General features: G+C 66.4%; 23 protein-coding genes. 12 read left to right on the top strand and 11 right to left on the bottom strand.

Features of this window, described 5'->3' with window-relative positions:
- Positions 1 to 45 precede the first annotated feature (45 nt).
- The 6 genes from nosR (at position 46) to ACR80S_RS14265 (ending at position 7989) form a co-directional block, all read left to right on the top strand.
- Positions 46 to 2202: a transcriptional regulator NosR gene (gene nosR, locus ACR80S_RS14290; RefSeq protein ID WP_435403607.1), complete on the top strand. Its 2157-nt coding sequence runs from the start codon at positions 46 to 48 to the stop codon at positions 2200 to 2202.
- A 119-nt stretch (positions 2203 to 2321) separates the two neighbouring features.
- A complete protein-coding gene (gene nosZ, locus ACR80S_RS14285) occupies positions 2322 to 4238 on the top strand; it encodes a TAT-dependent nitrous-oxide reductase (RefSeq protein WP_435401533.1) in 1917 nt (638 codons plus the stop codon).
- 102 nt (positions 4239 to 4340) lie between these two features.
- The gene (locus tag ACR80S_RS14280) at positions 4341 to 5645 is read left to right on the top strand and encodes a nitrous oxide reductase family maturation protein NosD (protein ID WP_435403606.1); all 1305 of its coding nucleotides are present in this window, start codon (positions 4341 to 4343) and stop codon (positions 5643 to 5645) included.
- A complete protein-coding gene (locus ACR80S_RS14275; protein ID WP_435403605.1) occupies positions 5642 to 6619 on the top strand; it encodes an ABC transporter ATP-binding protein in 978 nt (325 codons plus the stop codon). Before ACR80S_RS14280 ends, ACR80S_RS14275 begins: the two co-directional genes overlap by 4 nt.
- Positions 6616 to 7446 carry an ABC transporter permease subunit gene (locus tag ACR80S_RS14270; protein WP_435403604.1) on the top strand — a complete coding sequence of 277 codons (831 nt, stop codon included), beginning with the start codon at positions 6616 to 6618 and terminating at the stop codon, positions 7444 to 7446. Before ACR80S_RS14275 ends, ACR80S_RS14270 begins: the two co-directional genes overlap by 4 nt.
- Before the next feature lie 15 nt (positions 7447 to 7461).
- Positions 7462 to 7989 (top strand): nitrous oxide reductase accessory protein NosL, encoded by a 528-nt coding sequence (locus tag ACR80S_RS14265; protein ID WP_435401529.1) that lies wholly within the window; start codon positions 7462 to 7464, stop codon positions 7987 to 7989.
- A gap of 118 nt (positions 7990 to 8107) precedes the next feature.
- Here the strand turns inward: ACR80S_RS14265 and ACR80S_RS14260 are convergent, their stop codons facing one another.
- From ACR80S_RS14260 to ACR80S_RS14250, 3 genes are all read right to left on the bottom strand, one after another.
- Positions 8108 to 8419 (bottom strand): c-type cytochrome, encoded by a 312-nt coding sequence (locus ACR80S_RS14260; protein WP_435401528.1) that lies wholly within the window; start codon positions 8417 to 8419, stop codon positions 8108 to 8110.
- A 172-nt stretch (positions 8420 to 8591) separates the two neighbouring features.
- Complete coding sequence (locus tag ACR80S_RS14255; RefSeq protein ID WP_435401527.1) at positions 8592 to 9071, bottom strand: Rrf2 family transcriptional regulator; 480 nt, start codon at positions 9069 to 9071, stop codon at positions 8592 to 8594.
- Positions 9072 to 9127: 56 nt separating this feature from the next.
- Positions 9128 to 9541, bottom strand: a complete 414-nt coding sequence (locus ACR80S_RS14250) for a YbaN family protein (RefSeq protein ID WP_435401526.1) — start codon at positions 9539 to 9541, stop codon at positions 9128 to 9130.
- Between the two features lie 279 nt (positions 9542 to 9820).
- On the opposite strand from ACR80S_RS14250, the gene hemN reads away from it, so the two are divergent.
- The 4 genes from hemN (at position 9821) to ACR80S_RS14230 (ending at position 15103) form a co-directional block, all read left to right on the top strand.
- Positions 9821 to 11206, top strand: a complete 1386-nt coding sequence (gene hemN, locus ACR80S_RS14245) for an oxygen-independent coproporphyrinogen III oxidase (protein ID WP_435403603.1) — start codon at positions 9821 to 9823, stop codon at positions 11204 to 11206.
- A gap of 307 nt (positions 11207 to 11513) precedes the next feature.
- Complete coding sequence (gene ubiT / locus ACR80S_RS14240) at positions 11514 to 12008, top strand: ubiquinone anaerobic biosynthesis accessory factor UbiT (RefSeq protein ID WP_435401524.1); 495 nt, start codon at positions 11514 to 11516, stop codon at positions 12006 to 12008.
- Positions 12009 to 12049: 41 nt separating this feature from the next.
- Positions 12050 to 14161 carry an adenosylcobalamin-dependent ribonucleoside-diphosphate reductase gene (locus tag ACR80S_RS14235; RefSeq protein ID WP_435403602.1) on the top strand — a complete coding sequence of 704 codons (2112 nt, stop codon included), beginning with the start codon at positions 12050 to 12052 and terminating at the stop codon, positions 14159 to 14161.
- 189 nt (positions 14162 to 14350) lie between these two features.
- Positions 14351 to 15103, top strand: coding sequence for a ribonucleoside-diphosphate reductase (locus tag ACR80S_RS14230; RefSeq protein ID WP_435401522.1), 753 nt, complete (start codon positions 14351 to 14353; stop codon positions 15101 to 15103).
- 88 nt (positions 15104 to 15191) lie between these two features.
- Here the strand turns inward: ACR80S_RS14230 and ACR80S_RS14225 are convergent, their stop codons facing one another.
- The 5 genes from ACR80S_RS14225 to ubiU all read right to left on the bottom strand — a co-directional run bounded on the left by ACR80S_RS14225 (position 15192) and on the right by ubiU (position 17952).
- Entirely contained in the window at positions 15192 to 15419 is a 228-nt protein-coding gene (locus tag ACR80S_RS14225) for a hypothetical protein (protein WP_435403601.1), read from the bottom strand.
- 51 nt (positions 15420 to 15470) lie between these two features.
- Positions 15471 to 15677 carry a hypothetical protein gene (locus ACR80S_RS14220; RefSeq protein WP_435403600.1) on the bottom strand — a complete coding sequence of 69 codons (207 nt, stop codon included), beginning with the start codon at positions 15675 to 15677 and terminating at the stop codon, positions 15471 to 15473.
- Positions 15674 to 15835 carry a hypothetical protein gene (locus ACR80S_RS14215; protein WP_435401520.1) on the bottom strand — a complete coding sequence of 54 codons (162 nt, stop codon included), beginning with the start codon at positions 15833 to 15835 and terminating at the stop codon, positions 15674 to 15676. The genes ACR80S_RS14220 and ACR80S_RS14215 overlap by 4 nt, the downstream gene beginning before the upstream one ends.
- A gap of 190 nt (positions 15836 to 16025) precedes the next feature.
- Positions 16026 to 16946, bottom strand: a complete 921-nt coding sequence (locus tag ACR80S_RS14210; protein ID WP_435403599.1) for a U32 family peptidase — start codon at positions 16944 to 16946, stop codon at positions 16026 to 16028.
- 10 nt (positions 16947 to 16956) lie between these two features.
- Complete coding sequence (ubiU, locus tag ACR80S_RS14205; protein ID WP_435403598.1) at positions 16957 to 17952, bottom strand: ubiquinone anaerobic biosynthesis protein UbiU; 996 nt, start codon at positions 17950 to 17952, stop codon at positions 16957 to 16959.
- A 197-nt stretch (positions 17953 to 18149) separates the two neighbouring features.
- Between ubiU and ACR80S_RS14200 the strand changes: the two genes are divergently transcribed.
- Positions 18150 to 18581, top strand: coding sequence for a globin (locus ACR80S_RS14200; RefSeq protein ID WP_435403597.1), 432 nt, complete (start codon positions 18150 to 18152; stop codon positions 18579 to 18581).
- 82 nt (positions 18582 to 18663) lie between these two features.
- Here ACR80S_RS14200 and ytfE read toward each other — a convergent pair whose 3' ends face one another.
- Positions 18664 to 19320, bottom strand: coding sequence for an iron-sulfur cluster repair protein YtfE (gene ytfE, locus ACR80S_RS14195; RefSeq protein ID WP_435403596.1), 657 nt, complete (start codon positions 19318 to 19320; stop codon positions 18664 to 18666).
- 262 nt (positions 19321 to 19582) lie between these two features.
- On the opposite strand from ytfE, the gene ACR80S_RS14190 reads away from it, so the two are divergent.
- Positions 19583 to 20290 carry a succinate dehydrogenase iron-sulfur subunit gene (locus tag ACR80S_RS14190; RefSeq protein ID WP_435401515.1) on the top strand — a complete coding sequence of 236 codons (708 nt, stop codon included), beginning with the start codon at positions 19583 to 19585 and terminating at the stop codon, positions 20288 to 20290.
- Positions 20291 to 20366: 76 nt separating this feature from the next.
- Here the strand turns inward: ACR80S_RS14190 and ACR80S_RS14185 are convergent, their stop codons facing one another.
- On the bottom strand, positions 20367 to 21536 hold the full coding sequence (locus tag ACR80S_RS14185) for a globin domain-containing protein (RefSeq protein ID WP_435403595.1): 1170 nt from the start codon (positions 21534 to 21536) through the stop codon (positions 20367 to 20369).
- 173 nt (positions 21537 to 21709) lie between these two features.
- Entirely contained in the window at positions 21710 to 22918 is a 1209-nt protein-coding gene (locus ACR80S_RS14180) for a cytochrome D1 domain-containing protein (RefSeq protein ID WP_435403594.1), read from the bottom strand.
- Between the last annotated feature and the right edge of the window lie 15 nt (positions 22919 to 22933).

Genomic DNA, 22933 nt, shown 5'->3' with positions numbered 1-22933 from the left:
GCATGTTATAGGTCCGGCCGATTCGATCCGAAGGTGGAGTGTCACGTGACAAGTGTCCTGCGACCCTGGCGGGTGATCCAGACGCTGCTGATGGCAGTTGCGCTGCTGGCGTCGGGCCTGTCGACCATGGCCCAAGCGGCCGAGTGGCTGCCGGTCGTCTTTCCCGAGGCGGACGCGGTCGGCGAGCCGATCGCGGAGCCGCCGGTGGTGCCGGTGCTGCGCGATGGCGAGACCGTGGGCTACGTCTTCGAGACCAACGATATCGCGCCGATTCCCGCCTACTCGGGCCATCCGGTCAACATGCGGGTCGGCATGACGCTGGACGGCCGCATCACCGGGGTCGAGGTGCTCGACCACTCCGAACCGATCATGCTGATCGGCATCCCCGAGACGGTGCTCGATGACTTCGTCGGCCAGTATGCCGGCAAGTCGGTGCGTCAGAAGGTGCGGGTGGGCCTGTCACGTCAGCAGCGCGAGGGCTACGAACACGTGGATGCGGTCTCCGGTGCCACCGTCACCGTGGTGGTGATGGGCGAGGGGATCATGCGCTCGGCGCGGCGGGTGGCCCGGGAACTGGACATCCTCGAGGACGGCGTGGCCGAGCCTGCCACGGTGCGCACCGACCTCTTCGAGGAGGCGAGCTGGGATGACCTGGTGGCGGAGGGCGCCGTTGGCCACCTGCACCTGACCCGCGGCGAGGTGGACGAGGCCTTCGTCGGCACCGCTGCCGAGGGGGTCGAGGCGACCCCGGAGGGGCGCGAGGACGAGACCTTCATCGACCTCTATTTCGCCTACCTCAACGTGCCTACCGTGGGCCGCAACCTGCTCGGCGAGCGGCAGTTCGAACAGCTGATGGAGGGCCTGGGCGAGGATGAGCATGCCCTGGCGATCATGGCCAACGGGCGCTACTCCTTCAAGGGCTCCGGCTTCGTGCGCGGCGGGATCTATGACCGCATCATGATCCACCACGGCGGGCGCACCGACCAGTTCCACGATGCCGACATGCGCCGCCTATGGGGCATCGAGGCCGAGGGGGCGCCGCGCTTTGCCGAACGCGACATCTTCATCCTGCGCGAAGAGACCCGCTTCGATCCGGGGCAGGCCTGGGAACTGGAACTGCTGGTGCGCCGCCAGGTCGGCGCCCTGGACACCGAGTTCGCCGGCTTCGACGCCGAGCTCAAGGTGCCGGAGCGCTTTCTTGAGATCCCCGAGCCCGTGGCCGATGCCATGCTCGAGGCCGAGACCACCCAGCTGTGGGTCTCGGTGTGGGAAGACCGCGTCACGCATATTGTGGTGCTGGGGGCCGGCCTCGGCCTGCTCACCTTCATCCTGCTGTTCCAGGACTGGCTGGCCAAGCGGCCGCGGCTGCTACACACGATTCGCTACGGCTTCCTGGTCTACACCGTGGTGTTCATCGGCTGGTACGCCCTGGCCCAGCTCTCGGTGGTCAACATCCTCACCTTCTCCCATGCCCTGTTCACCGACTTCCAGTGGTCCAACTTCCTGATGGATCCGATGATGTTCCTCCTCTGGAGCTTCGTGGCGGTCACCCTGCTGCTGTGGGGACGCGGCGTCTACTGCGGCTGGCTGTGCCCCTTCGGCGCCATGCAGGAGCTGATCAGCGCGGTGGCCCTCAAGCTCAAGGTGCCCCAGTTCGAGCTGCCCTTCGCGGTGCACGAGCGGCTGTGGGCGCTCAAGTACATCATCCTGCTGGGGCTGTTCGCCCTCTCCCTGCAGTCGCTGGGCCAGGCCGAGATCTACGCCGAGGTGGAGCCCTTCAAGACCGCGGTGCTGCTCAAGTTCCAGCGCGAGTGGGGCTTCGTGCTCTACGCCGTGGTGCTGCTGGTGATCAGCGCCTTCAACCACAAGTTCTACTGCCGCTATGTCTGCCCGCTGGGCGCCGGCCTGGCGATCCCCGCGCGCATCCGCCTGTTCGACTGGCTGCGCCGTCACAAGGAGTGCGGCAAGCCCTGCCAGATCTGCGCCAACGAGTGCCATATCCAGGCGATCCACCCGGATGGACAGATTAACCCCAACGAGTGCCACTACTGCCTGGACTGCCAGATCACCTACCACAACGACCGCAAGTGCCCACCCATGGTAGTGCAGCGCAAGAAACGCGAGAAGACGACTCGGCTGAGCAGCAAGGCGGCCGAGGCCCGGCGGATTCCCGCCACCGAGGTGGGGGGGGACGGCGGCTGAGGGGCAACCGAACCGCTGGCGGCGCCGCGCCCCGGGGCAGGGCGCCGCAACGGAAAACGAAAGGCCGGCCGCTGAGTCGGCGACGAGATCTCATCTCGACAACGAAACGGAGAAGCGTCATGAGCGACAAGCATAAGGGTGACCAGCCCACCGGGACCGTCAACGAGGGGCGCCGCCGCTTCCTGGCGGGTAGCGCCGCGGTGGGCGCGGCCAGCATGGCCGGTGCCGCCGGTGTGGCGGGCGTAGGCGCCTTGACCCGCAGCCAGCCGGTCCAGGCGCAAGGCAACGGTGGAAGTGCCGCCCATATCCAGGTGGCGCCGGGTGAACTCGACGAGTACTACGGCTTCTGGAGCGGTGGTCACAGCGGTGAGGTGCGCGTCTACGGCGTGCCCTCCATGCGCGAGATCATGCGCATCCCGGTGTTCAACCACTGCTCGGCCTCCGGATGGGGGATGACCGACGAGTCGAAGCGGATCATGGGCGACAGCCACCGCTTCACCAACGGTGACGCTCACCATCCCCACGTGAGCTATACCGACGGCAGCCACGATGGCCGCTACCTGTTCATCAACGACAAGGCCAATACCCGGGTGGCGCGGATTCGCCTCGATGTCTTCAAGACCGACGCCATGGTGACGGTGCCCAACGTCCAGGCGATCCACGGCCTGCGCCTGCAGAAGGCCCCGCGCACCGGCTATGTGTTTGCCAACGGCGAGTACATGATCCCGCAGCCCAACGACGGCCGCGACATCAACGACCCGTCGAAGTACTACACCCTGTGGAATGCCATCGACGCCGATACCATGGAGGTGAAGTGGCAGGTGATGGTGGACGGCAACCTGGACAACATGGACGCCGACTACACCGGCAAGTACTGCGCGGCGACCTGCTACAACTCCGAGGGCGCCGTGGACCTGGCCGGCAAGATGCGCGCCGACCGCGACTGGGTGACCGTCTTCAGCATCGAGCGCATCGAGGCGGCGGTGGCCAACGGTGACTTCATGACCATCGGCGACTCCGAGGTGCCGGTGGTGGATGGCCGCAAGAGCTCCGACCTCAACGTCACCCGCTACGTGCCGGTGCCGAAGAACCCCCACGGCCTCAACACCTCCACCGACGGCAAGTACTTTATCGCCGCCGGCAAGCTCTCGCCCACCGTCACCATGATCGAGATCGCCAGGCTCGACGACCTCTTCGATGGCAACCTCGACGATGAGCGTGACGTGGTGGCCGCCGAGCCGGAGATCGGCCTCGGGCCGCTGCACACCACCTTCGACGGCCGTGGCAACGCCTACACCACGGTGTTCATCGACAGCCAGGTGGTGAAGTGGAACATGGAAGACGCCGTGCGCCACTACAACGGCGAGGACGTCGAGTACATCCGCCAGAAGATCGACGTCCACTACCAGCCGGGCCACAACCACGCGACCCTCTCCGAGTCCAAGGATGCCGATGGCAAGTACTTGTTCTCGCTTAACAAGTTCTCGAAGGACCGTTTTCTGCCAGTGGGCCCGCTGCACCCCGAAAACGATCAGATGATCGACATCTCCGGCGACGAGATGGTGCTGCTCCACGACACGCCCACCTTCGCCGAGCCCCACGATGCAGTGATCATCCGCCGCGACCAGATCCAGACCAAGCAGGTTTGGGAGCGCGACGATCCCTACTTCGCCGAGACCATTCGTCGGGCCGAGGAGGATGGCGTCAACGTCGATACCGACAACACCATCATCCGCGATGGCAACAAGCTGCGGGTCTACATGACCTCGGTGGCGCCCAACTTCGGCGTCACCGAGATCCCGGCCAAGGTGGGCGACGAGATCACCGTGACCATCACCAACCTCGACCGCATCGAGGATCTCTCCCACGGCTTCTGCGTGGTGGATCACGGGGTCAGCATGGAGATCAGCCCGCAGCAGACCGCCTCGATCACCTTCACCGCCGACAAGCCCGGGGTGTTCTGGTACTACTGCAACTGGTTCTGCCACGCCCTGCACATGGAGATGGTCGGCCGCCTCTTGGTCGAGCCGGCATGATCTCGCGGCACATGATCCCACGGCAATAGGCCAGCGGCAGCACCTGCCGGGTCGGCGCAGCGCGCCGGCTCGGCAGGCCCCCTTCGACATGCAGAGAACACCATGTCATCAAGATGGTTACTCCCTCTTCTCTTCCTGCTGCTGCCTGGCCTCGCCCTGGCCGCCGAATGGCGCGCCATACCCGGCGAGACCCCGCTGCAGCAGGTGCTGGAAGCCGCCGCGCCCGGTGACACGGTGCGGGTGGCCGAAGGCATCCACCTCGGCAACTTCGTGGTCGAGGTGCCCATCACTCTGGTCGGCGAGCCCGGTGCCGTGCTCGACGGCCAGCGCCAAGGCACGGTGCTGACCGTCGCCGCCCCCGGCACCACGGTGCGCGACCTACATATCCGCGAGGACGGCGCGAATATCAACGAGATCGACAGCGGCATCTTCGTGGCCCGTGAGGCGGCGGGGACACGGCTCGAGAACAACCGCATCGAGGCCCGCGGCTTCGGCATCTGGCTGGATGCCGTGCCGGACGTGGCGGTGGTCGGCAACCGCATCAGCGGTGACACCTCGCTGCGCTCCCAGGACCGCGGCAACGGCCTGCAGCTCTACAACGTCACCGGCGCCGAGATCATCGGCAACGAGGTGTGGGAGGCCCGCGATGGCATCTATATCGATGTCAGCAACCACAACCGGCTGATCGGCAATCTGCTGCGCGACCAGCGCTACGGCGTGCACTACATGTTCTCCCACGCCAATGAGCTGCGCGACAATGAGACCCGCAACAACCGGCTCGGCTATGCGCTGATGCAGTCGCGCCAGCTCGAGGTGGTGGGCAACCGCTCCATTCGCGATCAGAACTACGGCTTCCTGATGAACTTCATCGTCGATTCGGTGATTGCCGAGAACATCGCCATGGAGGCCCAGCGGGGCGGCATGACGGCAGCCTCTGACGGACACGCCATCAGTGGCACCGAGGGCAAGGCGCTGTTCGTCTACAACTCGCTGTTCAACGAGATCCGCGACAACCTCTTCGCCCGCACCGAGATCGGCATCCACATGACCGCCGGCTCCGAGGACAACGCGTTCCACGGCAACGCCTTCGTCGGCAACGAGACACAGGTGAAGTACGTGGCGCTGCGCGAGCAGGAGTGGTCCTTCGAGGGCAGCGGCAACTACTGGAGCGACTACCTGGGCTGGGACCTCAGCGGTGACGGCCTGGGCGACATTCCCTACGAGCCCAACGACTCGGTGGACCGGCTGATCTGGACCTACCCCATGGCCAAGATCCTGATGAACAGCCCGGCGGTACAGGTGCTGCGCTGGGTGCAGCGGGAGTTCCCGATCCTGCGCCCGCCGGGCGTACGCGACAGCCATCCGCTGATGGCCCTTCCCGACTGGATGGCGGAGATAGTGCAATGACCCAACCGGTGATCGAGATGAGCGCAGTCGGCAAGCGCTTCGGCAAGCTGACCGCCCTTGACGAGGTGAGCCTGACCCTGGGCGAGGGCGAGGTGCTGGGCCTGATGGGCCACAACGGCGCCGGCAAGTCCACCTCCATGAAGCTGATCCTGGGGCTGATCCGACCCACCAGCGGTACCCTGAGGGTGTTCGGCCACGACCCCGGCGGCAGCGCGGCCAACGACCTGCGCCTGCGCCTGGGCTACCTGCCCGAGAACGTGCAGTTCTACGAGCAGCTCTCGGGCTTCGAGGTGCTCGACTACTTCGCCCGGCTCAAGCGCATCGGCCGCGGGGTGGTGGAGCCGCTGCTGGAGCGGGTCGGCCTGGGCCACGCCATGCACCGCCGGGTGAAGACCTACTCCAAGGGCATGCGCCAGCGCCTGGGCCTGGCCCAGGCGCTGATCGGCGAACCGCGGCTGATGCTGCTCGACGAGCCCACCGTGGGGCTGGACCCCATGGCCACCCGGGACTTTTACGGCATGGTCGACGAGCTGCGCGGGCGCGGCGTCAGCGTGATCCTCTGTTCCCACGTGCTGCCGGGAGTGGAGCGCCATATCGACCGGGCGGCGATTCTCGGCCAGGGGCGCATGCTCGCCTCAGGCAGCATCGACGAGCTGCGCGAGGCCGCCGACCTGCCGCTGGTGGTGCGCCTGCGTACCGCGCGGGCGCCGGAGAGCATCGCCCAAGCGCTGCGTGGCCACGGCGTGCTGGCCCGCCTGGCGGGCGCCGGCCGCGTCGAGCTTGAGGTGCCGGTGCGCGCCAAGATGGCGGTACTGCGCGAGCTCGTGGCGGACCCCGAGGTCGCCGACCTGGAGCTTGAGCCGCCCACCCTGGAGTCCCTTTACGCCCATTTCGACGGCACCCTTGGCGACCGGGCGGAGACCACACAGGCCCCCGCGCCGGCATTCGACGCGCGAGAGGGAGTCAGCGCATGAGAAACCTGTTCATCGTGGCCGGCAAGGAGTTCCGCGACGGCCTGCGCAACCGCTGGGTGCTGGCGATCACCCTGGTGTTCGGCCTGCTGGCCATCGGCCTGGCCTACGTCGGCGCCGCGGCCTCCGGCCAGGTAGGCTTCACCCGGGTCTCAACCACCATCGTCAGCCTCTCGAGCCTGGCGGTGTTTCTGATCCCGTTGATCGCCCTGATGCTGGCCTACGACAGCATCGTCGGCGAGGACGAGCAGGGCACCCTGCTGCTGCTGCTCACCTACCCCATGAGTCGGGTCGAGATCCTGGCTGGCAAGTTCCTCGGCCATGCGGTGATCCTCGGTGTCTCCACTCTGGTGGGCTTCGGCGTGGCCGGAGCGGTCATCGCAGTCCTGGGAAGCGTGGAACAGCTCGGCGAGCTGGTGACGGCCCTGGCGCTGTTCATCCTCTCGGCGATGCTGCTGGGTTGGGCCTTCATCGGCTTCGCCTATCTGATCAGCGTCAGCGTGGCGGAGAAGTCCCGGGCGGCGGGCATCGCGCTGGTGGTGTGGTTCTTCTTCGTCATTGTCTACGACCTGGCGCTGCTGGGTGTACTGGTGGGCACAGGCGGCGAGGTCAGCGAGGGGCTCTTCCACTACTTGCTGCTACTCAATCCCACCGACATCTTCCGCATCGTGAACCTGACCTTCTTCGAGGCGGCGCGGACCCAGGCGGGGCTGGCCTCCATCGGCGCCGATGCGGCCTTCCACCCGGCGCTGCTGCTCGGCGCGCTGCTGGCCTGGGTGGCGGTGCCGCTGGGCCTGGCGCTGTGGGTCTTCCGTCGCCGCGAGATCTGAACAGGAAACCAACGAATGCTGACACGCAGGAGATTCATCATCGTGCTGGGTGGCGTGACCCTGGCGGGGCTGTCCGGCTGCGGCGGCGAGGAGGAGGAGGTCGCGGCCTGCGAGCCGCGCCCCTTCCGCGACGACGACGAGTGCGCGGTATGCGGGATGTTCATCGCCGGGTTTGCCGGCCCCAAGGCCCAGGCCTGCCTGCAGGACGGGCAGCTCCTGACCTTCTGCTCCACCGCGGACCTCTTCGTGTGGCTGCTGCAGCCCGACTCGGTGCCTCAGCTGCGCCAGGCCTTTGTCCACGACTTGGGCGCCACCGACTGGGAGCATCCTTCGGAGGACGCCTTCATTCCCGCCGACGTGGCGGTCTACGTGACCGATCAGCCGCTGATGGGCGCCATGGGGCCGACCCTGGCTTCCTTCGGGAGTGAAGAGGCGGCGCGGGCCTTCATGGCGGAGCACGAGGGGCGCCTGCTGGCCTATGAGGAGGTCGATGTGCAGGTGCTCAACGACCTGGCCCGGGCGCAACTTCATCGCCCCATGTAAGCAGGGGTTGCTGGCCTTCCACGCGCAGCGCCCCCGGCAGCCTGGCTGCCGGGGGCGCTGCGGTTCTCGTTGGCGATGGCTCAAGTCGGTGTAAAGGCTCTCGCCGATGAGAGAGGTCTCAGAGCACCGGTTCGAGCAGGAAGTCCGTTGCGGCCTTCACCTCCTCGTCGCTGAGCTGTAATGCCCCGCCCTTGGGAGGCATGGCCTGGAAGCCGTTGATGGAGTGGTCATAGAGGGTCTCCATGCCCTGCTCCAGGCGCGGTGCCCAGGCGGCCTCATCGCCCTTGATGGGCGCGCCGGCGGCACCGGTCATGTGGCAGGCCATGCAGGCCTGGTTGTAGATGGCCTCGCCGTCGGGCTCGGCCTGGACGGTGGTCGAGAGGGCCAGGGCGGCGAGGCCGGTCAGGGTCAGGGTAGCCAGTCGTTTCATGAATATGTCTCCAGAATGCATCTTATGGCGTTGAAAAAATCGGATGGCGCCGATGCCTCCGATGTCTGGGCCCATGATGGCGCAGGGCCCCATGGACAGCCATGACCCATGTCATGGCGCAATTCACTGTCAAGCTTCGCCGACCCCGACCGGCAGCGCAAGCCGTTGGCCGTCAGGGGGCCAGCGGCGGGGCGGTATCGTCCTTGCGGCGGGTCAAGGGCTCGATCCTGAGCAACTGGACCAGCTGCGATTCCTGAGGCCCCAGCATGTCGGCCAGGGTGTACTTGTCGAGCACGGCGAAAAAGCCGCGCAGCGCCTCGGCCAGGATCGGCTTGAGCCGGCAGGCTGGGGTGATCTTGCACTCGTTATCCTCGCCGAAACACTCCACCAGGTTGATGTCGTGCTCGGTGTCGCGCACCAGCCTGCCCAAGCGAATATCCTCGGGTGACTTCTTGAGCAGCAGCCCGCCATTTTTGCCGCGGATGGCGGTGATGTAGCCCTGTTGGCTCAGGTCCTGGACCACCTTCATCAGGTGGTTGCGGGAGATATCGAAGCTGGAGGCGATCTCCTGAATCGTGGAGCGCTCTTCCCCCTTCACCGCCAGGTAGACGAGCACGCGCAGGGAGTAGTCGGTAAAACGGGTCAGATGCATACGGGGGCTGGCGTCTCTTGGCTTTATATTAGTCAAATTTGATAAGATAACAGGCCCTATTCTACCACTTCGCCGCCCGCGGGGGGCGAAGTGGGATCGGCTGCGGCATCGGGTCGCGTCAGCAGAAAGGTCGCCACGCCACAGAACAGGAAGGCGGTGAGGGCCAGCACCAGCGGCGCCGCGCCGCCGGCCCACAGCACCAGCCAACTGGCCAGCAGCACCACCAGCGCGAGGCGCTTGGCCCGACGTGGCACCGCTCGCTGCTCCCGCCAGGCGCACAGGGTCGGCCCCAGGCGCGGGTGCTCGTGCAACCAGCGGGCCAACCTCGGCGAGCCCTTGGGCGCCGCCCAGGCTGCCACCAGCAGGAAGGGGGTGGTGGGGAGCAGCGGCACTACCAGTCCGGCGGTGCCCAGGCCGATGCAGCCGTAGGCCAGCCCGCTCCAGGCAAGACGTGAGATTGGGTGAGTCATGGCAGGCATACCTCGCACGATGGCGGCGGTGCATTAAGTAGTATTTTATCTACATGTTATTGGTTTGCGCAAAGGTGAAGCCGGGGTGCCACCGCGTGACCCGTCTCGACCGCGTCATCCCCCCTCGCCCGGCGGCTGACCCGCGAGTGTCGGCCCGGAGGCTTGACCCAGGTCAGCTACCTCGAGAAGGGTACCGACGCCACGGGCCCTGAATGGCATACTCTGCCCCATGCGGCGGCGCCTGCGTTGCCGCCATCCGGTTCAAGAGGCTGTTTCACGATGCAAGACGACCTGCTGTTCGACCGCCCCCTGGTGGAGAAGTACGACCGCCCCGGGCCGCGCTATACCTCCTACCCCACGGCACCGCAGTTCCATGCGGCCTTCGCCGAGGACGACTACCGCGCCGCGGCCGAGCGCAGCAACCGGGCCGAGGCGCCCAAGCCGCTGTCGGTCTACGTGCATATCCCGTTCTGCAAGAGCCTCTGCTACTACTGCGCCTGCAACAAGATCATTACCCACAACACCGAGCGGGCCGCCGAGTACCTCGAGTGGCTCAAGCAGGAGATCCGGGTGCAGGGGGGGCTGTTCGATGAGTCGCGGGGCATGACCCAGCTGCACCTGGGCGGTGGTACGCCGACCTACCTGAGCAACGCCCAGCTCGGCGAGCTGATGGCGGCGCTGGACGCGGCATTCCACTTCGCCCCGCCCGCCCAGCGGGAGTTCTCCCTGGAGGTGGACCCGCGCACCGTGACGCCTGAGCAGATCCACGAGCTGCATGCCCTGGGCTTCAACCGGCTGAGCTTCGGCGTTCAGGATTTCGACCGCGAGGTGCAGGAGGCGGTGAATCGCCTGCAGAGCGAGGAGCAGGTGGTGGAGCTGGTCCAGGCGGCCCGCAACGCCGGCTTCCAGTCGGTGAGCGTCGACCTGATCTACGGTCTGCCGCTGCAGACCGTGGCCAGCTTCGACACCACCCTGACCAAGATCATCGCCCTGGCTCCGGACCGCATCGCCGCCTACAGCTACGCCCACCTGCCGGAGCTGTTCAAGGCCCAGCGGCTGATCCGCCCGGAGGACATGCCGCCGCCGGAACGCAAGCTGGAGCTGCTCGAGCTGACCATCCGCCGCCTCACCGCCGCCGGCTACGTCTACATCGGCATGGACCACTTCGCTCTGCCCGACGACGAGCTCTCCCGGGCCCGGGAGAACGGTACCCTGCAGCGCAACTTCCAGGGCTACTCCACCCACGCCGACTGCGACCTGATCGGCCTGGGGATTACCTCCATCGGCAAGGTCGGCGACACCTACAGCCAGAACGTCAAGGAGACCGCCCAGTACCAGCACCGCCTGGAAGAGGGGCGCCTGCCGGTGTTCCGCGGCTATCGGCTCAGCGATGACGATCGCCTGCGCCGCGACGTCATCAACGCCCTGATGTGCCACAACCGCATCGACTTCGCCACTATCGAGGCCGTCCACGGTATCGTCTTCCGCGACACCTTCGGCGACGCCCTCGAGGAGCTCCAGGAGATGGCCGACGACCGCTTGCTGGCGATCCGCGAGGGCGAGATCGAGGTGCTGCCCCGCGGTCGGCTGATGATGCGCAATGCCGCCATGGCCTTCGACGCCTACCTGGCGAAGAGCCAGGGTCGCTACTCCCGGACCGTCTAGCCCCTCCCGCGGCATGGCTGCGGGCAATAATCGGACGCCGCTCCGTCATCGACGCGAGCGGCATCCGGGCGTTTCGCCGCGCCAGGCCGGGCGTCTTCGCTGTCAAATGAAGATGGCTCATGATGGTCGTCGGTTTGCACCAGATATGGGGCTTGCCGAGGCGATATGGTCTATATATGGTAGGCGGGCCGCGGGTGATCGAGGGCTGCCCGGCGACATGATGCATGTCAGTGCAGCCCCGGGAACACCGGCCTAGGATGAGCGGTTCGGCGGCCTCGGCCGCATGGTTATCCTCAGGAGAGCTGTCATGTCCCTGCCGTTGTTGCCATTACCGTTACAGGCCCTGCCGCGTCTTCCCGCCCCCGCTCGCCTGATTCGCGCCGTCGATCCTCGGGTACCGGTCGGCGTCAAGCGCCGCCTGGTGGAACCGCTGCTGAACCGCACCTTCGCCGAGCCCCTCGCCGAGGGAGAGTTCGACGCCCTGGAAGGGCGCCGCATCACCCTGGCCATCGAGGATCTCGGCATGGCCCTGACCCTCACCCTCGAGAACGAGCGCCTGAGGCTGTGTACCGAGACCGGCGAGGCCACCATCCGCGGGGGGTGGCGCGAGTTCCTCTGCCTGGCCACCCGACGCGAGGATCCCGACGCCCTGTTTTTCCAGCGCCGGCTGCTGATCGAGGGTGATACCGAGCTGGGCCTGATGGTCAAGAACCTCCTCGACGGACGCGAGGAGGGGCTGGCCCAGGGGCCCTTCGGTGACCTGCTGGTCCGCCTGGAGCGGCTGGCGAGACGCACGACCTGACTCTTATTTCCGATAAACGACTTTCTTCCGGAGCCATTCGCATGAGCACTTCCACCAAGGCCGTGACGTCATCCAGCGAGGTCCCCCTGCAGGGGCCGTCCCGCGATATCTGGGACTCCAAGTACCGCCTCAAGGACCGTCATGGCAAGCCCGTGGACAAGGACGTGGGCGCCACCTGGGAGCGGGTGGCCCGGGCCCTGGCCGCGGTGGAAGGTGACAAGGCCGACGAGTGGCTGCCGAAGTTTCGTTGGGCGCTGGAGAACGGCGCCATTCCCGCCGGGCGGATCATGTCCAACGCCGGCGCCGAGGCCTACAAGCCGGCGGTGAGCCTGATCAACTGCACGGTGTCGCGCACCATCCGCGACTCCATGCACGATATCCTCGACTCCGTGGTGGATGCCGGCATGACCCTCAAGGCGGGCTGCGGCATCGGCTATGACTTCTCCACCCTGCGCCACAAGGGTGCCTTCGTGTTCGGCGCCGGTGCCGGCACCAACGGTCCCCTGGCGTTCATGGATATCTACGACAAGATGTGCTTCACGGTGGCCTCCGCCGGCGGGCGCCGCGGCGCCCAGATGGGCACCTTCGACGTTGGCCACCCGGACGTGCGCCAGTTCATCGAGGCCAAGCGCGAGGCGGGCCGCCTGCGCCAGTTCAACCTCAGCCTGCTGATCACCGACGAGTTCATGGAGGCGGTGAAGCAGGACGCCGACTGGCCGCTGGCCTTTCCGCTGCACGCCGGCGAGAAGGATGACGTCGAGCAGAGCGAGCTGATCTACCGCGACTGGCCGGTGGTGGAGGAGGGCTACACCGTCGACGCCGAGGGCCGCGTGGCCTGCCGCGTCGTCGAGGTGATCAAGGCCCGCGAGCTGTGGGACACCATCATGCGTTCCACCTACGACTTCGCCGAGCCGGGCTTCATCCTGATCGACCAGGTCAATCGCATGAACAACAACTGGTTCTGCGAGGAGATCCGCGCCACCAACCCGTGCGGCGAGCAGCCGCTGCCCCCGGAGGGCGCCTGCCTGCTGGGCTCGATCAATCTGACCCGTTTCGTCATCGACCCCTTCGGCAAGAAGCCGCGCTTCGACTGGGAGCGTTACCGCCAGGTGGTGGCGATCTTCACCCGCATGCTCGACAACGTGGTGGAGATCAGCGGCCTGCCGCTCGCCGGCCAGCGCGGCGAGATCGAGGCCAAGCGCCGCCACGGCATGGGCTTTTTGGGCCTGGGCTCGACCATGACCATGCTCAAGATCCCCTATGGCTCGCCGGAGTCGCTGGCCTTCACCGAGGAGGTGAGCCGCAACCTGGCCGTCGAGGGCTGGAAGCAGGCGCTGGAACTCTCCCGCGAGAAGGGCATGGCTCCGGCGCTGGCCGAGGACGTCGAGATCACGCCGAAGATGATGCGCGAGCGCCCCGAGCTCAAGCAGGACGGCTACGAGATCGGCGACAAGGTGCCCGGTCGCATCCTGCACGCCCGCTACAGCCGCTACTTGCAGAAGGTCGCCGAGCTGGAGCCGGAACTGGTCGCGGCACTCGCCGAGCACGGCGCGCGCTTCACCCACCACAGCTCCATCGCGCCCACCGGCACCATCTCGCTATCGCTGGGCAACAATGCCTCCAACGGCATCGAACCGTCCTTCTCGCACCGCTACTTCCGCAACGTCATCCAGTCGGGCAAGAAGACCAAGGAGCAGGTCGAGGTGGTCTCCTTCGAACTGGCGGCCTACCGCCACTTCATCGCCCCCGACGCGGTGGAGAGCGACCTGCCCGACTACTTCATCACCGCCGATTCGGTGAGCCCGAAGCAGCACGTGGCGGTGCAGGCCGCTGCCCAGGCCTGGGTCGATTCGGCGATCTCCAAGACGGTGAACGTGCCCACCGACTTCCCCTTCGAGGAGTTCAAGGACCTCTATCTGGACGCCTACCGGAGCCAGCTCAAGGGCTGCACCACCTTCCGCTTCAACCCGGAGGCCTTCCAGGGCGTGCTGGTGCGCGAGGACGATCTCAAGAACACCACCTACGTGTTCGAGCTGGAGAACGGCGAGACCGTGGAACTAGCCGGCGACGAGAAGATCATCTACGACGGCGAGGAGCACAATGCGGCGAACCTCTATGACGCGCTGAAGGAAGGCACCTATGGCAAGTGGTAAGCCAGCTCTCTGTTTGTTGCCGGTAGCGAGGGGCGCCGGGGATGGACCGCAGAGGAGGTCCTACGCCAGGGATGGCGTCAGTAGCGTACAGGGAAGTATTTACAGCGCCTCCTCACAGGTTCGTCGCCGGGTCAGCCCCGAGCGAGCGAAGCTATGTGCCTTTGAAACTCTTTCCGCAGGAGCCTGCTGATGGCCGTCGAGATCAATTCCAAGATCGTTTCCTACAGCATCAAGAAGGCGGTGGAAGAGCCGCCGTTGCCCGAGGAGAACCCGCTCACGGTGCGCATCCCCTCGCGCCCCGAGGGCACCCTGGAGGCCGTGTCAGAGAAGATCTCCTACGTCGGCGCCGAGGGGCGCAAGAAGGTCTACCTGCTGGTGTCCTTCATGCCCGTGGAGGGCGTGCTAGGGGGCAAGCGGGTGGTGGTTGAGCGCCCGGTGGAGTTCTTCTTCCCCTCCGGCCAGCTCTCCAGCGAGCACCAGTGGATCACCGCCACCATGCGCAGCCTGTCGCTGGCCGCCCGCGGTGGCTACGTCACCCAGGCAGTGGCCGACCTGCGCAAGGTGGCCTGGGACAAGGGCCTGGTGCGCTGTGGCATGAATCGCTGGGGCAAGCCGATGTTCCACGACTCCGAGGTGGCGGCCATCGCCTGGTCGATCCAGCAGATCCTCTTTCGTCGCGGCTTCCTCGACCAGGATGGCAACCAGGTGCCGGTGGAGGAGCTGGTGGCACGCTACGCCCAGCGTCAGGCCAGCGGCCACCTGTGGCATCCGCCCACCGCGGAGGAGATCGAGAAGGCCGAGCGCAAGGCCCAGCATGCCGATCACGCCAAGGGCGACGGCCCCACCGTGGTGGGCCACTGCCCCGAGTGCAACGGCGAGCTGATCATGATGGACGGCTGCCCCACCTGCTACTCCGGCTGCGGCTGGTCCAAGTGCGGGTAACAAGAGCGCGGATAAGCTGACCGCCAACCGGCGACAGCTCACCGCCCCGGGTCGCGAGAGTGGCCCGGGGCGGTGGCGTTTCAGCTATCTATTTTTTTTGTTCAAGCTCTACCAACGACATTTTTTCCTCGATTCTCTTCAGAATGGCCATGATGTCGTTGACCGAGTGAATCGCCAGATTAAACAGTGCAGCATTCTTGTCGGGGTCGTCGGGGTAGTCATGGGAAAATCCATTGCGTATCGCCCGGAGCTGTTGCCATTGCTCGCTGCTCTCGAGAAACCCCAGCTTCTCCAGCCGGTTCAACTTGTCGATCATCGGTCTGTCCTCAAAGGGCTCCTGAAGGACATCCAGAATGGCCGGCAGCAGTCAAGAGCCAATGGCATCCTGGAGTCTGCCGAAGCGCAGCACGAACTGATCGAGATCCTGAATGGCTTCGTCATCCAGAGCGCCGAGCCGTGGTCCCGTCAGTGGCAGCTCGCCTTCAAGGGATGCCAGGGCATGTTTCAAGTGGTGGACATGACGTTGGCATTGCCGCCAGGCATCTGCCAGACGGTGCTGATCCGAGCCCGTCATAGCCTGACCCCTGTGCGCTCGGCGATCTCGAAGATCGGCGGATGCTCGACGCGTCCCGGATAGTCGATGAGAAGATCGATCTTCTGCTCGCCGATTTCCCGCTGGACCTTCAGCTGAAAATCAATCTCGGCGCTTACGATCTCCTCGGTATCGGTCATGTCGGTCGAGATCAGCAGGTCGATATCGCCGCCCCGCGCGCTGTTGTCGGCGCGCGACCCGAACAGGGTAACGCATGCCCCGGTGCCGAAGCAGTCGATGGGAAGGCGTGATCATCCCGGGCGTCGAAGCCGGCGATAGGCAGGCGAATCTCGGTGTCGAAAGCGGGGAGTCGCGGCATCATGGCAGTGATTATCCCGGGAGGGATGCCCGGCTGTGGTCCATGCCGGGGCGGCCGTGCCAGTAGCCGTCGCAGATCTCGGCCTCGACCAGGGCGAGCGGGTCCGGGGCGGGTAGCTTGCCGCGGCGGGCCGCATCGAAGGCGGTAACCACCTCGGCCATGCCTTCGGGGCGCGGGCTCAGGCGGGCGATCCCGATGCCCATCTCGGCCATGCCCGGCAGCTCGTGGCGAAGATCCTGGCAGGCCCCGGAAAGGGTCTGGATCCCGTTGAGGGTGAACACCTGATCCGCCTCATGGGTGCGCAGGGCCAGGCCTTCGGGGTGCTTCTGGCAGACGAACTGGCAGCGGTCCTTGGGCTTCTGGTAGCGGCGTGCAGTGAAGCAACGCGACGACCAGGCCAGCGGCAGGTGGCCGTAGGCGAACACCTCGCAGGGTGCCTCGAGCCCCTGCTCGCGGCAGTCGGCCAGCAGCCTCGCCAGGTCGTCTTTAGACATTTCCACCGGGGCCTGCCAGCGCCGCATGCCGGCGCGGGCCAGCACCGAGAGTGTGGCCGGGTTGTAGAGGTTGAGCGACGCGCCGGCCGCGAAGGGTTGGTGCGCTGAGGAGAGGCGCTGCAGGGCGCTCTGGTCGTTGGCCTCGACCAGGAAGTCGCCGTTGTCGCACAGCTTGCGCAGGTCACGCAGGTCGGCCTCGGACTCGATCAGGGTCTGGCTGGACAGCACCACCTGCTTGCCGCTCTGGGTCAGCTCGCGTCCCAGCCCCAGCCAGTCGTCGAGCTTCATGTCGCGGCGCCGCGAGCAGACTGACTCGCCGAGGTGGACGATATCGACCGGCCAGTCGGCGGCCTCGCGATAGAAGTCGGCGTAGCGCTCGCGCGTCCAGTAGAAGAGCACCGGGCCGAGCGACAGCTGGAGCGTGGGGGTGGCGGACATGGGCTCTCTCCTATTTCCAGCGGCGCTCGTAGGCGCCCAGGGTGGTGGTGCTGCCTTCGGAGACCTCACCGAGGCCGCTCATCCAGGCGGGCTCGGCGTGAAAGCGGCCGGGGGCCCGCGCGAGGCGGTCCAGAGCCTGGCGCCAGATCCCGGCGACCTTCGACACGTAGGCCGGGCTGCGCTGGCGGCCCTCGATCTTCACCGCGCTGATGCCGAGCTCCGCGAGCTCGGGGAGCAGCTCCAGGGTGTTGAGGCTGGTGGGCTCCTCGATGGCATGGTAGGTCTCGCCGCCGACCTCGAAGCGGCCCTTGCACAGCGTCGGGTAGCCGGCGTTCTCGCCCTCGCCGTAGCGGTCGATCAGCACGCCGTTCAATCGCGACTCCAGCCCGTCAGGGGTCTGCTCCCAGCGCACATGGGCGGCCGGCGAGCAGACGCCGTGGGTATTGGGCGACTCACCGGTGAGGTAGGACGACAGGTAGCAGCGCCCCTCGGCCATGATGCACAGGCTGCCGAAGGCGAAGACCTCCAGCTCCACCGGGCTTTTTTTCGCCAGGTCGCGCACCTGGGTGATGGAGAGCACCCGGGGCAGCACGGCGCGCTTGATGCCGAACTGGTCGTGATAGAAGCGCAGCGCCTCATGGCTCGTCGCCGATCCCTGCACCGAGAGATGGCGGGCGAGCTCAGGGTGGCGGCGAGCAGCGTAGTCGAGCAGCCCCATGTCGGCCAGGATCAGGGCGTCGACGCCCAGCTCGGCGGCCTGATCCACGGCGCGGGTCCACATGCCCCAGCCGTCCGGCTGGGGGTAGGTGTTGATGGCGCAGAAGACCCGCTTGCCGCGGGCGTGGGCATAGTCGATGCCCTCGCGGGCGCGCTTGTCGGTGAAGTTCAGCCCGGCGAACTGGCGGGCGTTGGTGCTGTTCTGGAAGCCGAAGTAGACGGCATCGGCCCCTTCGTCCACGGCGCGCTTCAGGGCGGGCAGGTTACCGGCGGGGCAGACGAGCTCCATGGTGAGCCTCCTGTCGATGAAAACCCGACCATGCTAGTCGAGCTTTCCTCGGGGGCCTTTGACTGGCGTCATGGCGAGAGGGATTCGCGGGTGGCTGACGCAGGTCATGCCGGGGCCATGAGGTGGATATTCGACGAGGCCTCGCGCAAGCATCTGGCCTAGTCTTTTTCCAGGCACGCTCACCATGCGGGGTGGTCATGGATATCGAAAACCTCTTCGATGCGAGTTACTTGCGGGTACTCAGCCGGGAGGTCGAGGGGCGGGCGTTCTTCGCGGCCTTCTATGAGCGCTTCCTCGCGGCCTCCCCGGAGGTGGCAGTGAAATTTCGCCACACCGACATGGCGCGCCAGCGGGCCATGCTGAAGAAATCCTTCTACCACCTTCTGGCGTTCTACGCGTCCAGCCATGCCGACTACTATCTGCAGGAAGTAGCGGTCAGCCACAGTCGCGCGCAGCTCGACATCGCCCCGGCGCTCTATGACCTCTGGCTCGAGACCCTGATTGACACGGTTCGCGCCTACGACGACCAATTTGATGACGAGGTAGAGCTGGCCTGGCGGCTGGTGATGACGCCGGGCATCGTCTTCATGACGTTCCACTACGACCGGGGTGACGAGTGCGACGACTGAGCCCCCATGGATGATGCCCGTGGGGGGTGACGCTGTGGATCCATTTGATTGCCGGATCAGGAAAGTGAGCCGGCCGGGGGTCTCAGCCGGCGCGTTCGAAGAGCAGGTTGTTCTCCAGGTGAATATGCTGCATCAGGTCATCGCGGAACTCGCGCAGCCCGGTGTAGAGGGCGCGCCAGGTGGTGCAGGCGCCCTTGGGGGATGTGATGTTGTTGGTCAGCGCCAACACCTGCTCGAGGTTTTCGCCGTGGTCGTCGTGCTCGTGGCGCATCACCGCGATGGGCCCCTGGGCCTGGGCGCCCATCCCGCGGCGCAGCATCGGGAAGAGGATCTGCTCCTCCTTCTGCATATGGCTCTCCATCTCCTGATGGAGGGTGGTGAGCAGGTCGGCCAGGCCGTTGGGGCAGGTGTCGCGCTCGCCGTGGACCTGCTCGACGCGACGGGCCATGCGCACCAGTTCGGGCAACTGCTGACGATGGACGTCGTGATAGCGGGTCAGGATGTGGTCGATCAGTTCGTTGTTGCTGGCCTCCCGCCAGTCGCGCTCGTCGCTCTCGCCTTTCGGCAGCCCTTCGAGCTCGGCAACCAGGGCCTCGGGGGCCAGGCCGATGCGCTCGGCGGCCTCGCGCAGGCTGATGCGTCCGCCGCAGCAGAAGTCGATGTTGTGGTCGCGGAACACCCGGGTCGCGCCGGGCAGGGTCAGGGCGGTGCGGCCGACGCTCTGTTCGATCAGGCTCATGGTGACGTCCTCTTGGGGTGATGGTCTCTGCAGGGCAGTCAGTGCATTAAGATGTAGATTTAATACTTCTTTTGGCGGGGCTGACATGGGGCGAATTGTCGCCCCCCGACTTGCCCCTTACTGCCCGCTGCGGTAAGCCCGGTGGCTCGAGCTGAGGTAGCGGCTCCGTGAATTCTCCCTTGACGAAGAGGGAGCAGCATCTAATCATCAAGATGCATAATGAATGCATCTTGTTGGCGGGTCGAAACCGGGAGGGGGCACCATGATCAAGGTACGGCTCTATCGCTACCACCCCGAGCAGGATGTCCTGCCGCGGATGGAGACACTGGAGGTCGAGGAAGGCTTCCGCAAGGCCATGGTGCTGGACGTCCTCGAGCATCTGAAGCAGCAGGATGCCACCCTGGCCTACCGGCGCTCGTGCCGTGAAGGGGTGTGCGGTTCCGACGGCATGAACATCAATGGCAAGAACGGCCTGGCCTGCATCACGCCGGTCGCTGACGTGCTCGGGCGCTCGGATACCCTGACCCTGCGCCCGCTGCCCGGCATGCCGGTGATCCGCGACCTGGTGGTCGATCAGACCCTGTTCTTCCGCCAGTTCGAGAGGATTCGCCCCTGGCTGATCAACGACGAGCCCCCTGCGGCCATCGAGCGGCGGCAGAGCCCCGAGGATCGCGACAAGCTGGACGGGCTCTATGAGTGCATCCTCTGCGCCTGCTGCAGTTCGGCCTGCCCCTCCTGGTGGTGGAATCCTGACAAGTACATCGGCCCGGCCGGCCTGCTGCAGGCCTACCGCTTCCTGATCGACAGCCGCGACACCGCCACCGATGAACGCCTGGCGGCCCTCGACGATCCCTTCAGCGTGTTCCGCTGCCGGCAGATCGCCAACTGCACCTGGGTGTGCCCCAAGGGGCTGAATCCCCTGCGCGCCATTGGCCATATCAAGGCGATGCTGCTGACGCGCGGCAGCTGAGCCGAGCCGCCGTACATATAACGACACGCCCCGGCATGTCCGGGCCGTGTCGTCGTGCTTGCGGGGCCGCTCGGGCTCAGGCGGCGTCGAGGGGGCGCGAGGGGCCAAAGTGCTCGTAGTGGCGACGCTCGGCCGGCACGCCGAGATCGGCGAGTGCCTGGTCCACCGCGGTCATGAAGCCCTGGGGACCGACGGTGTAGCAGCGTGCCTTCTCGGGCAGCAGTCGCGCCAGCAGCTCGCGATCGATCCGGCCGATATGGTCGGCGCCATCGCCGCTCTCGTGCACTGTCACCGCCTGTAGCTGCTCGGGATGGGCGTCGGCCAGGGCCGCCACCTCGTCGGCGAAGGCGTGGTGCTCGGCGTCCAGGGCGGCGTGCAGATAGACCACTCGGCGGCCCTGAGCCAGGGCCTGGCGGGCCAGGGGCAGCATCGGCGTCTGGCCCACCCCGCCCGAGGCCAGCAACAGCGGTTCGTCCCCGTCGACCAGCGTCAGGTCGCCGGCCGGCGGCAGCAGCTCCAGGGTGTCACCCACGCCCAGCACATCGTGGAAGTGGCGGCTGGCACGACCGCCAGGCTCGCGCTTGATGGAGATCCGATAGCGGGTGCCGTTGGGCACGTCGGAGAGGCTGTAGTGGCGGTAGACGGGTTCGCCATCAAGGGTCAGCCGCACGCCGATGAACTGGCCCGGCTCGTGATCGGCCACCGGCCCGCCGTCCACGGGTTCCAGCACGAAGGAGCGGATCACCGCGCTCTCCTGATGGGTCTCGACGATGCGGAACTCGCGAGTGCCCCGCCAGCCGCCGGGCCGTCCCTCGAACTCACGGTAGCGCTGCTCCTCCAGTTCGATCAGCAGTCCGGCCAGTTCATCGTAGAGGCCGCTCCAGGCTGCGGCGACCTCCGGCGTCACGGCGTCGCCCAGCACCTCGCCGATGGCGGCCATCAGGCATTCGCCGACGATGGGGTACTGCTCGGGCCGGATGTCCAGGGAGATATGCTTGCCGACCACCGTGGCCAGGGCGCCGCGGGCCTGCTGGGGATCCTGGCGCAGCCCCACATAGGCCAGCACGGCACCGGCCAGGGCCCTGGGTTGCCCGCCGTCCTGCTGGTGGGCCTCGTTGAACAGCGGCTTCACCTCGGGATAGCGGGCGAACATCAGCGGGTAGAAGCGCTGGGTGATGGCGTCGAGGTGCTCGGCCACCAGCGGTGCTGTGGCATCGATCAGGCGCTCATGATCTCTATTGAGCATGAAAATCTCCGTCGTAGGGGGGATGTTTTTAATATGCATATAAAATACATCTTTTTGGACGGCGCTGTCATGGGGCGAATTGTCGCTCCTGCCATCCGGCGAAGAGAGCGGGGTCGGATACGCGCGGACCGGGGCTGGCCCGGCCCGCGCCAGGATGGGGGGCCGCTATCGGCTCACAGCCCGATGCGGTGGGCCCGGTGGGTGAAGAAGATGCCGCTGGGCGACTGCGCCGGCAGGCGGGCCAACTCCTCGAAGGTGTGTGTGTCATAGACCACAACGTGGCCGCTGTCCCGGGCGGAAATCCAGATGTGCTCGCCGCGGGGGGTGAACTCCTTGTGCAGGATCGACTCGCCCGGGGAGAGGGTTTCGATCACCTCATGGGTGCGGGTGTCGATCACCTGGACCCGGTCGTTGTCGGGGTGGGCGAAGGTGACCCATACCTGCTTCTCGTCGGGGCGGCTCATCACGAAGATCGGCTGGCCGTGCACCTCGATGCGCTCGGTCAGCGACCAGTCGCGGGCGTCGGCTACCAGCACCTCGTTGCGGCCCACGGCGGGGAAGAAGGCCTGGTCGCCGGCCATGGCCCACCCCTCCAGGTGGGGCATCTTGTAGACCGGCAGGCGCTCCTCGCCGCGCCCGTAGTCAGGCAGGATGCGTTGTACGCCGTTCTCGGGGTGCCAGAGGTCGAGCAGCGCCATGCCATCTTCGCCGAACAGCCCGGCAATGTAGTAGCGCCCGTTGGCGGTGATCAGGGCGTCGTAGGGCATGCTGCCCACATCGCGATACTTCGTCAGCTCGGGTTCCTGCGTGGACATGTCCAGGGTCCAGATCTCGCCGGCCTCGAACAGGCTGAACACGAACAGGTTGCCCGGTGCGTCCACCACGCCGACCACCTTGGCCTGGTCGATGGTGCCATCGGCCTTCTCGTAGCTGGCCGGCACATCGATGACCAGCTCCATGGTCTCGACGTCGAACACCTTCACGCCGCCTGGCTCGTAGTTGCCCACCGCCACGAAGCGGCCGTCCTGAGAGATGGCACCGCCGATGCTGTTGCCGCCCTGGATGATGCGCCCGTCGATCTCGCCGGTGAGCAGGTCGAGCCGGGTCAGGCCACCGTCGCGGCCGAACACGAAGGCGTGGCGGGCGTCGCGGGTGAACTTCACCGAGGCGTGGGAGAGGTCGCCGAAGCCCTCGATGTGCTTGAGCACCCGCTTGTGGGTGGTGTCCACCAGGACCACGCTGCCGGTGGCGCGCTCGATCACCACGCCCAGGTCGCCGGTGCCGCGAATCTCCACGGCGGGTTCAGCCAGGGCGGGACCGATGGCCAGCAGGGCGAGGGCACCGGCCGCGAGCAGGGTCTTCAAGGGGCGGGTCAACAGCATGGCGTTCTCCTCGGG

The organism is Halomonas salsilacus (genome assembly GCF_051216275.1).
Taxonomy (GTDB): Bacteria; Pseudomonadota; Gammaproteobacteria; order Pseudomonadales; family Halomonadaceae; genus Halomonas.
This window is presented reverse-complemented; position numbering and strand designations above follow the sequence as displayed.

Coding starts and splice junctions, on each gene's coding strand:
- ACR80S_RS14260 (WP_435401528.1), bottom strand. CDS start 8,419: ATGAAACGACTGGCTACCCTGACCCTGACCGGCCTCGCCGCCCTGGCC.
- hemN (WP_435403603.1), top strand. CDS start 9,821: ATGCAAGACGACCTGCTGTTCGACCGCCCCCTGGTGGAGAAGTACGAC.
- ACR80S_RS14265 (WP_435401529.1), top strand. CDS start 7,462: ATGCTGACACGCAGGAGATTCATCATCGTGCTGGGTGGCGTGACCCTG.
- ubiU (WP_435403598.1), bottom strand. CDS start 17,952: ATGGAGCTCGTCTGCCCCGCCGGTAACCTGCCCGCCCTGAAGCGCGCC.
- ACR80S_RS14250 (WP_435401526.1), bottom strand. CDS start 9,541: ATGACTCACCCAATCTCACGTCTTGCCTGGAGCGGGCTGGCCTACGGC.
- ACR80S_RS14255 (WP_435401527.1), bottom strand. CDS start 9,071: ATGCATCTGACCCGTTTTACCGACTACTCCCTGCGCGTGCTCGTCTAC.
- ytfE (WP_435403596.1), bottom strand. CDS start 19,320: ATGAGCCTGATCGAACAGAGCGTCGGCCGCACCGCCCTGACCCTGCCC.
- ACR80S_RS14200 (WP_435403597.1), top strand. CDS start 18,150: ATGGATATCGAAAACCTCTTCGATGCGAGTTACTTGCGGGTACTCAGC.
- nosZ (WP_435401533.1), top strand. CDS start 2,322: ATGAGCGACAAGCATAAGGGTGACCAGCCCACCGGGACCGTCAACGAG.
- ACR80S_RS14235 (WP_435403602.1), top strand. CDS start 12,050: ATGAGCACTTCCACCAAGGCCGTGACGTCATCCAGCGAGGTCCCCCTG.
- ACR80S_RS14185 (WP_435403595.1), bottom strand. CDS start 21,536: ATGCTCAATAGAGATCATGAGCGCCTGATCGATGCCACAGCACCGCTG.
- ACR80S_RS14230 (WP_435401522.1), top strand. CDS start 14,351: ATGGCCGTCGAGATCAATTCCAAGATCGTTTCCTACAGCATCAAGAAG.
- ACR80S_RS14225 (WP_435403601.1), bottom strand. CDS start 15,419: ATGATCGACAAGTTGAACCGGCTGGAGAAGCTGGGGTTTCTCGAGAGC.
- ACR80S_RS14280 (WP_435403606.1), top strand. CDS start 4,341: ATGTCATCAAGATGGTTACTCCCTCTTCTCTTCCTGCTGCTGCCTGGC.
- ACR80S_RS14220 (WP_435403600.1), bottom strand. CDS start 15,677: ATGACGGGCTCGGATCAGCACCGTCTGGCAGATGCCTGGCGGCAATGC.
- ubiT (WP_435401524.1), top strand. CDS start 11,514: ATGTCCCTGCCGTTGTTGCCATTACCGTTACAGGCCCTGCCGCGTCTT.
- ACR80S_RS14270 (WP_435403604.1), top strand. CDS start 6,616: ATGAGAAACCTGTTCATCGTGGCCGGCAAGGAGTTCCGCGACGGCCTG.
- ACR80S_RS14180 (WP_435403594.1), bottom strand. CDS start 22,918: ATGCTGTTGACCCGCCCCTTGAAGACCCTGCTCGCGGCCGGTGCCCTC.
- ACR80S_RS14190 (WP_435401515.1), top strand. CDS start 19,583: ATGATCAAGGTACGGCTCTATCGCTACCACCCCGAGCAGGATGTCCTG.
- ACR80S_RS14210 (WP_435403599.1), bottom strand. CDS start 16,946: ATGTCCGCCACCCCCACGCTCCAGCTGTCGCTCGGCCCGGTGCTCTTC.
- ACR80S_RS14215 (WP_435401520.1), bottom strand. CDS start 15,835: ATGACCGATACCGAGGAGATCGTAAGCGCCGAGATTGATTTTCAGCTG.
- ACR80S_RS14275 (WP_435403605.1), top strand. CDS start 5,642: ATGACCCAACCGGTGATCGAGATGAGCGCAGTCGGCAAGCGCTTCGGC.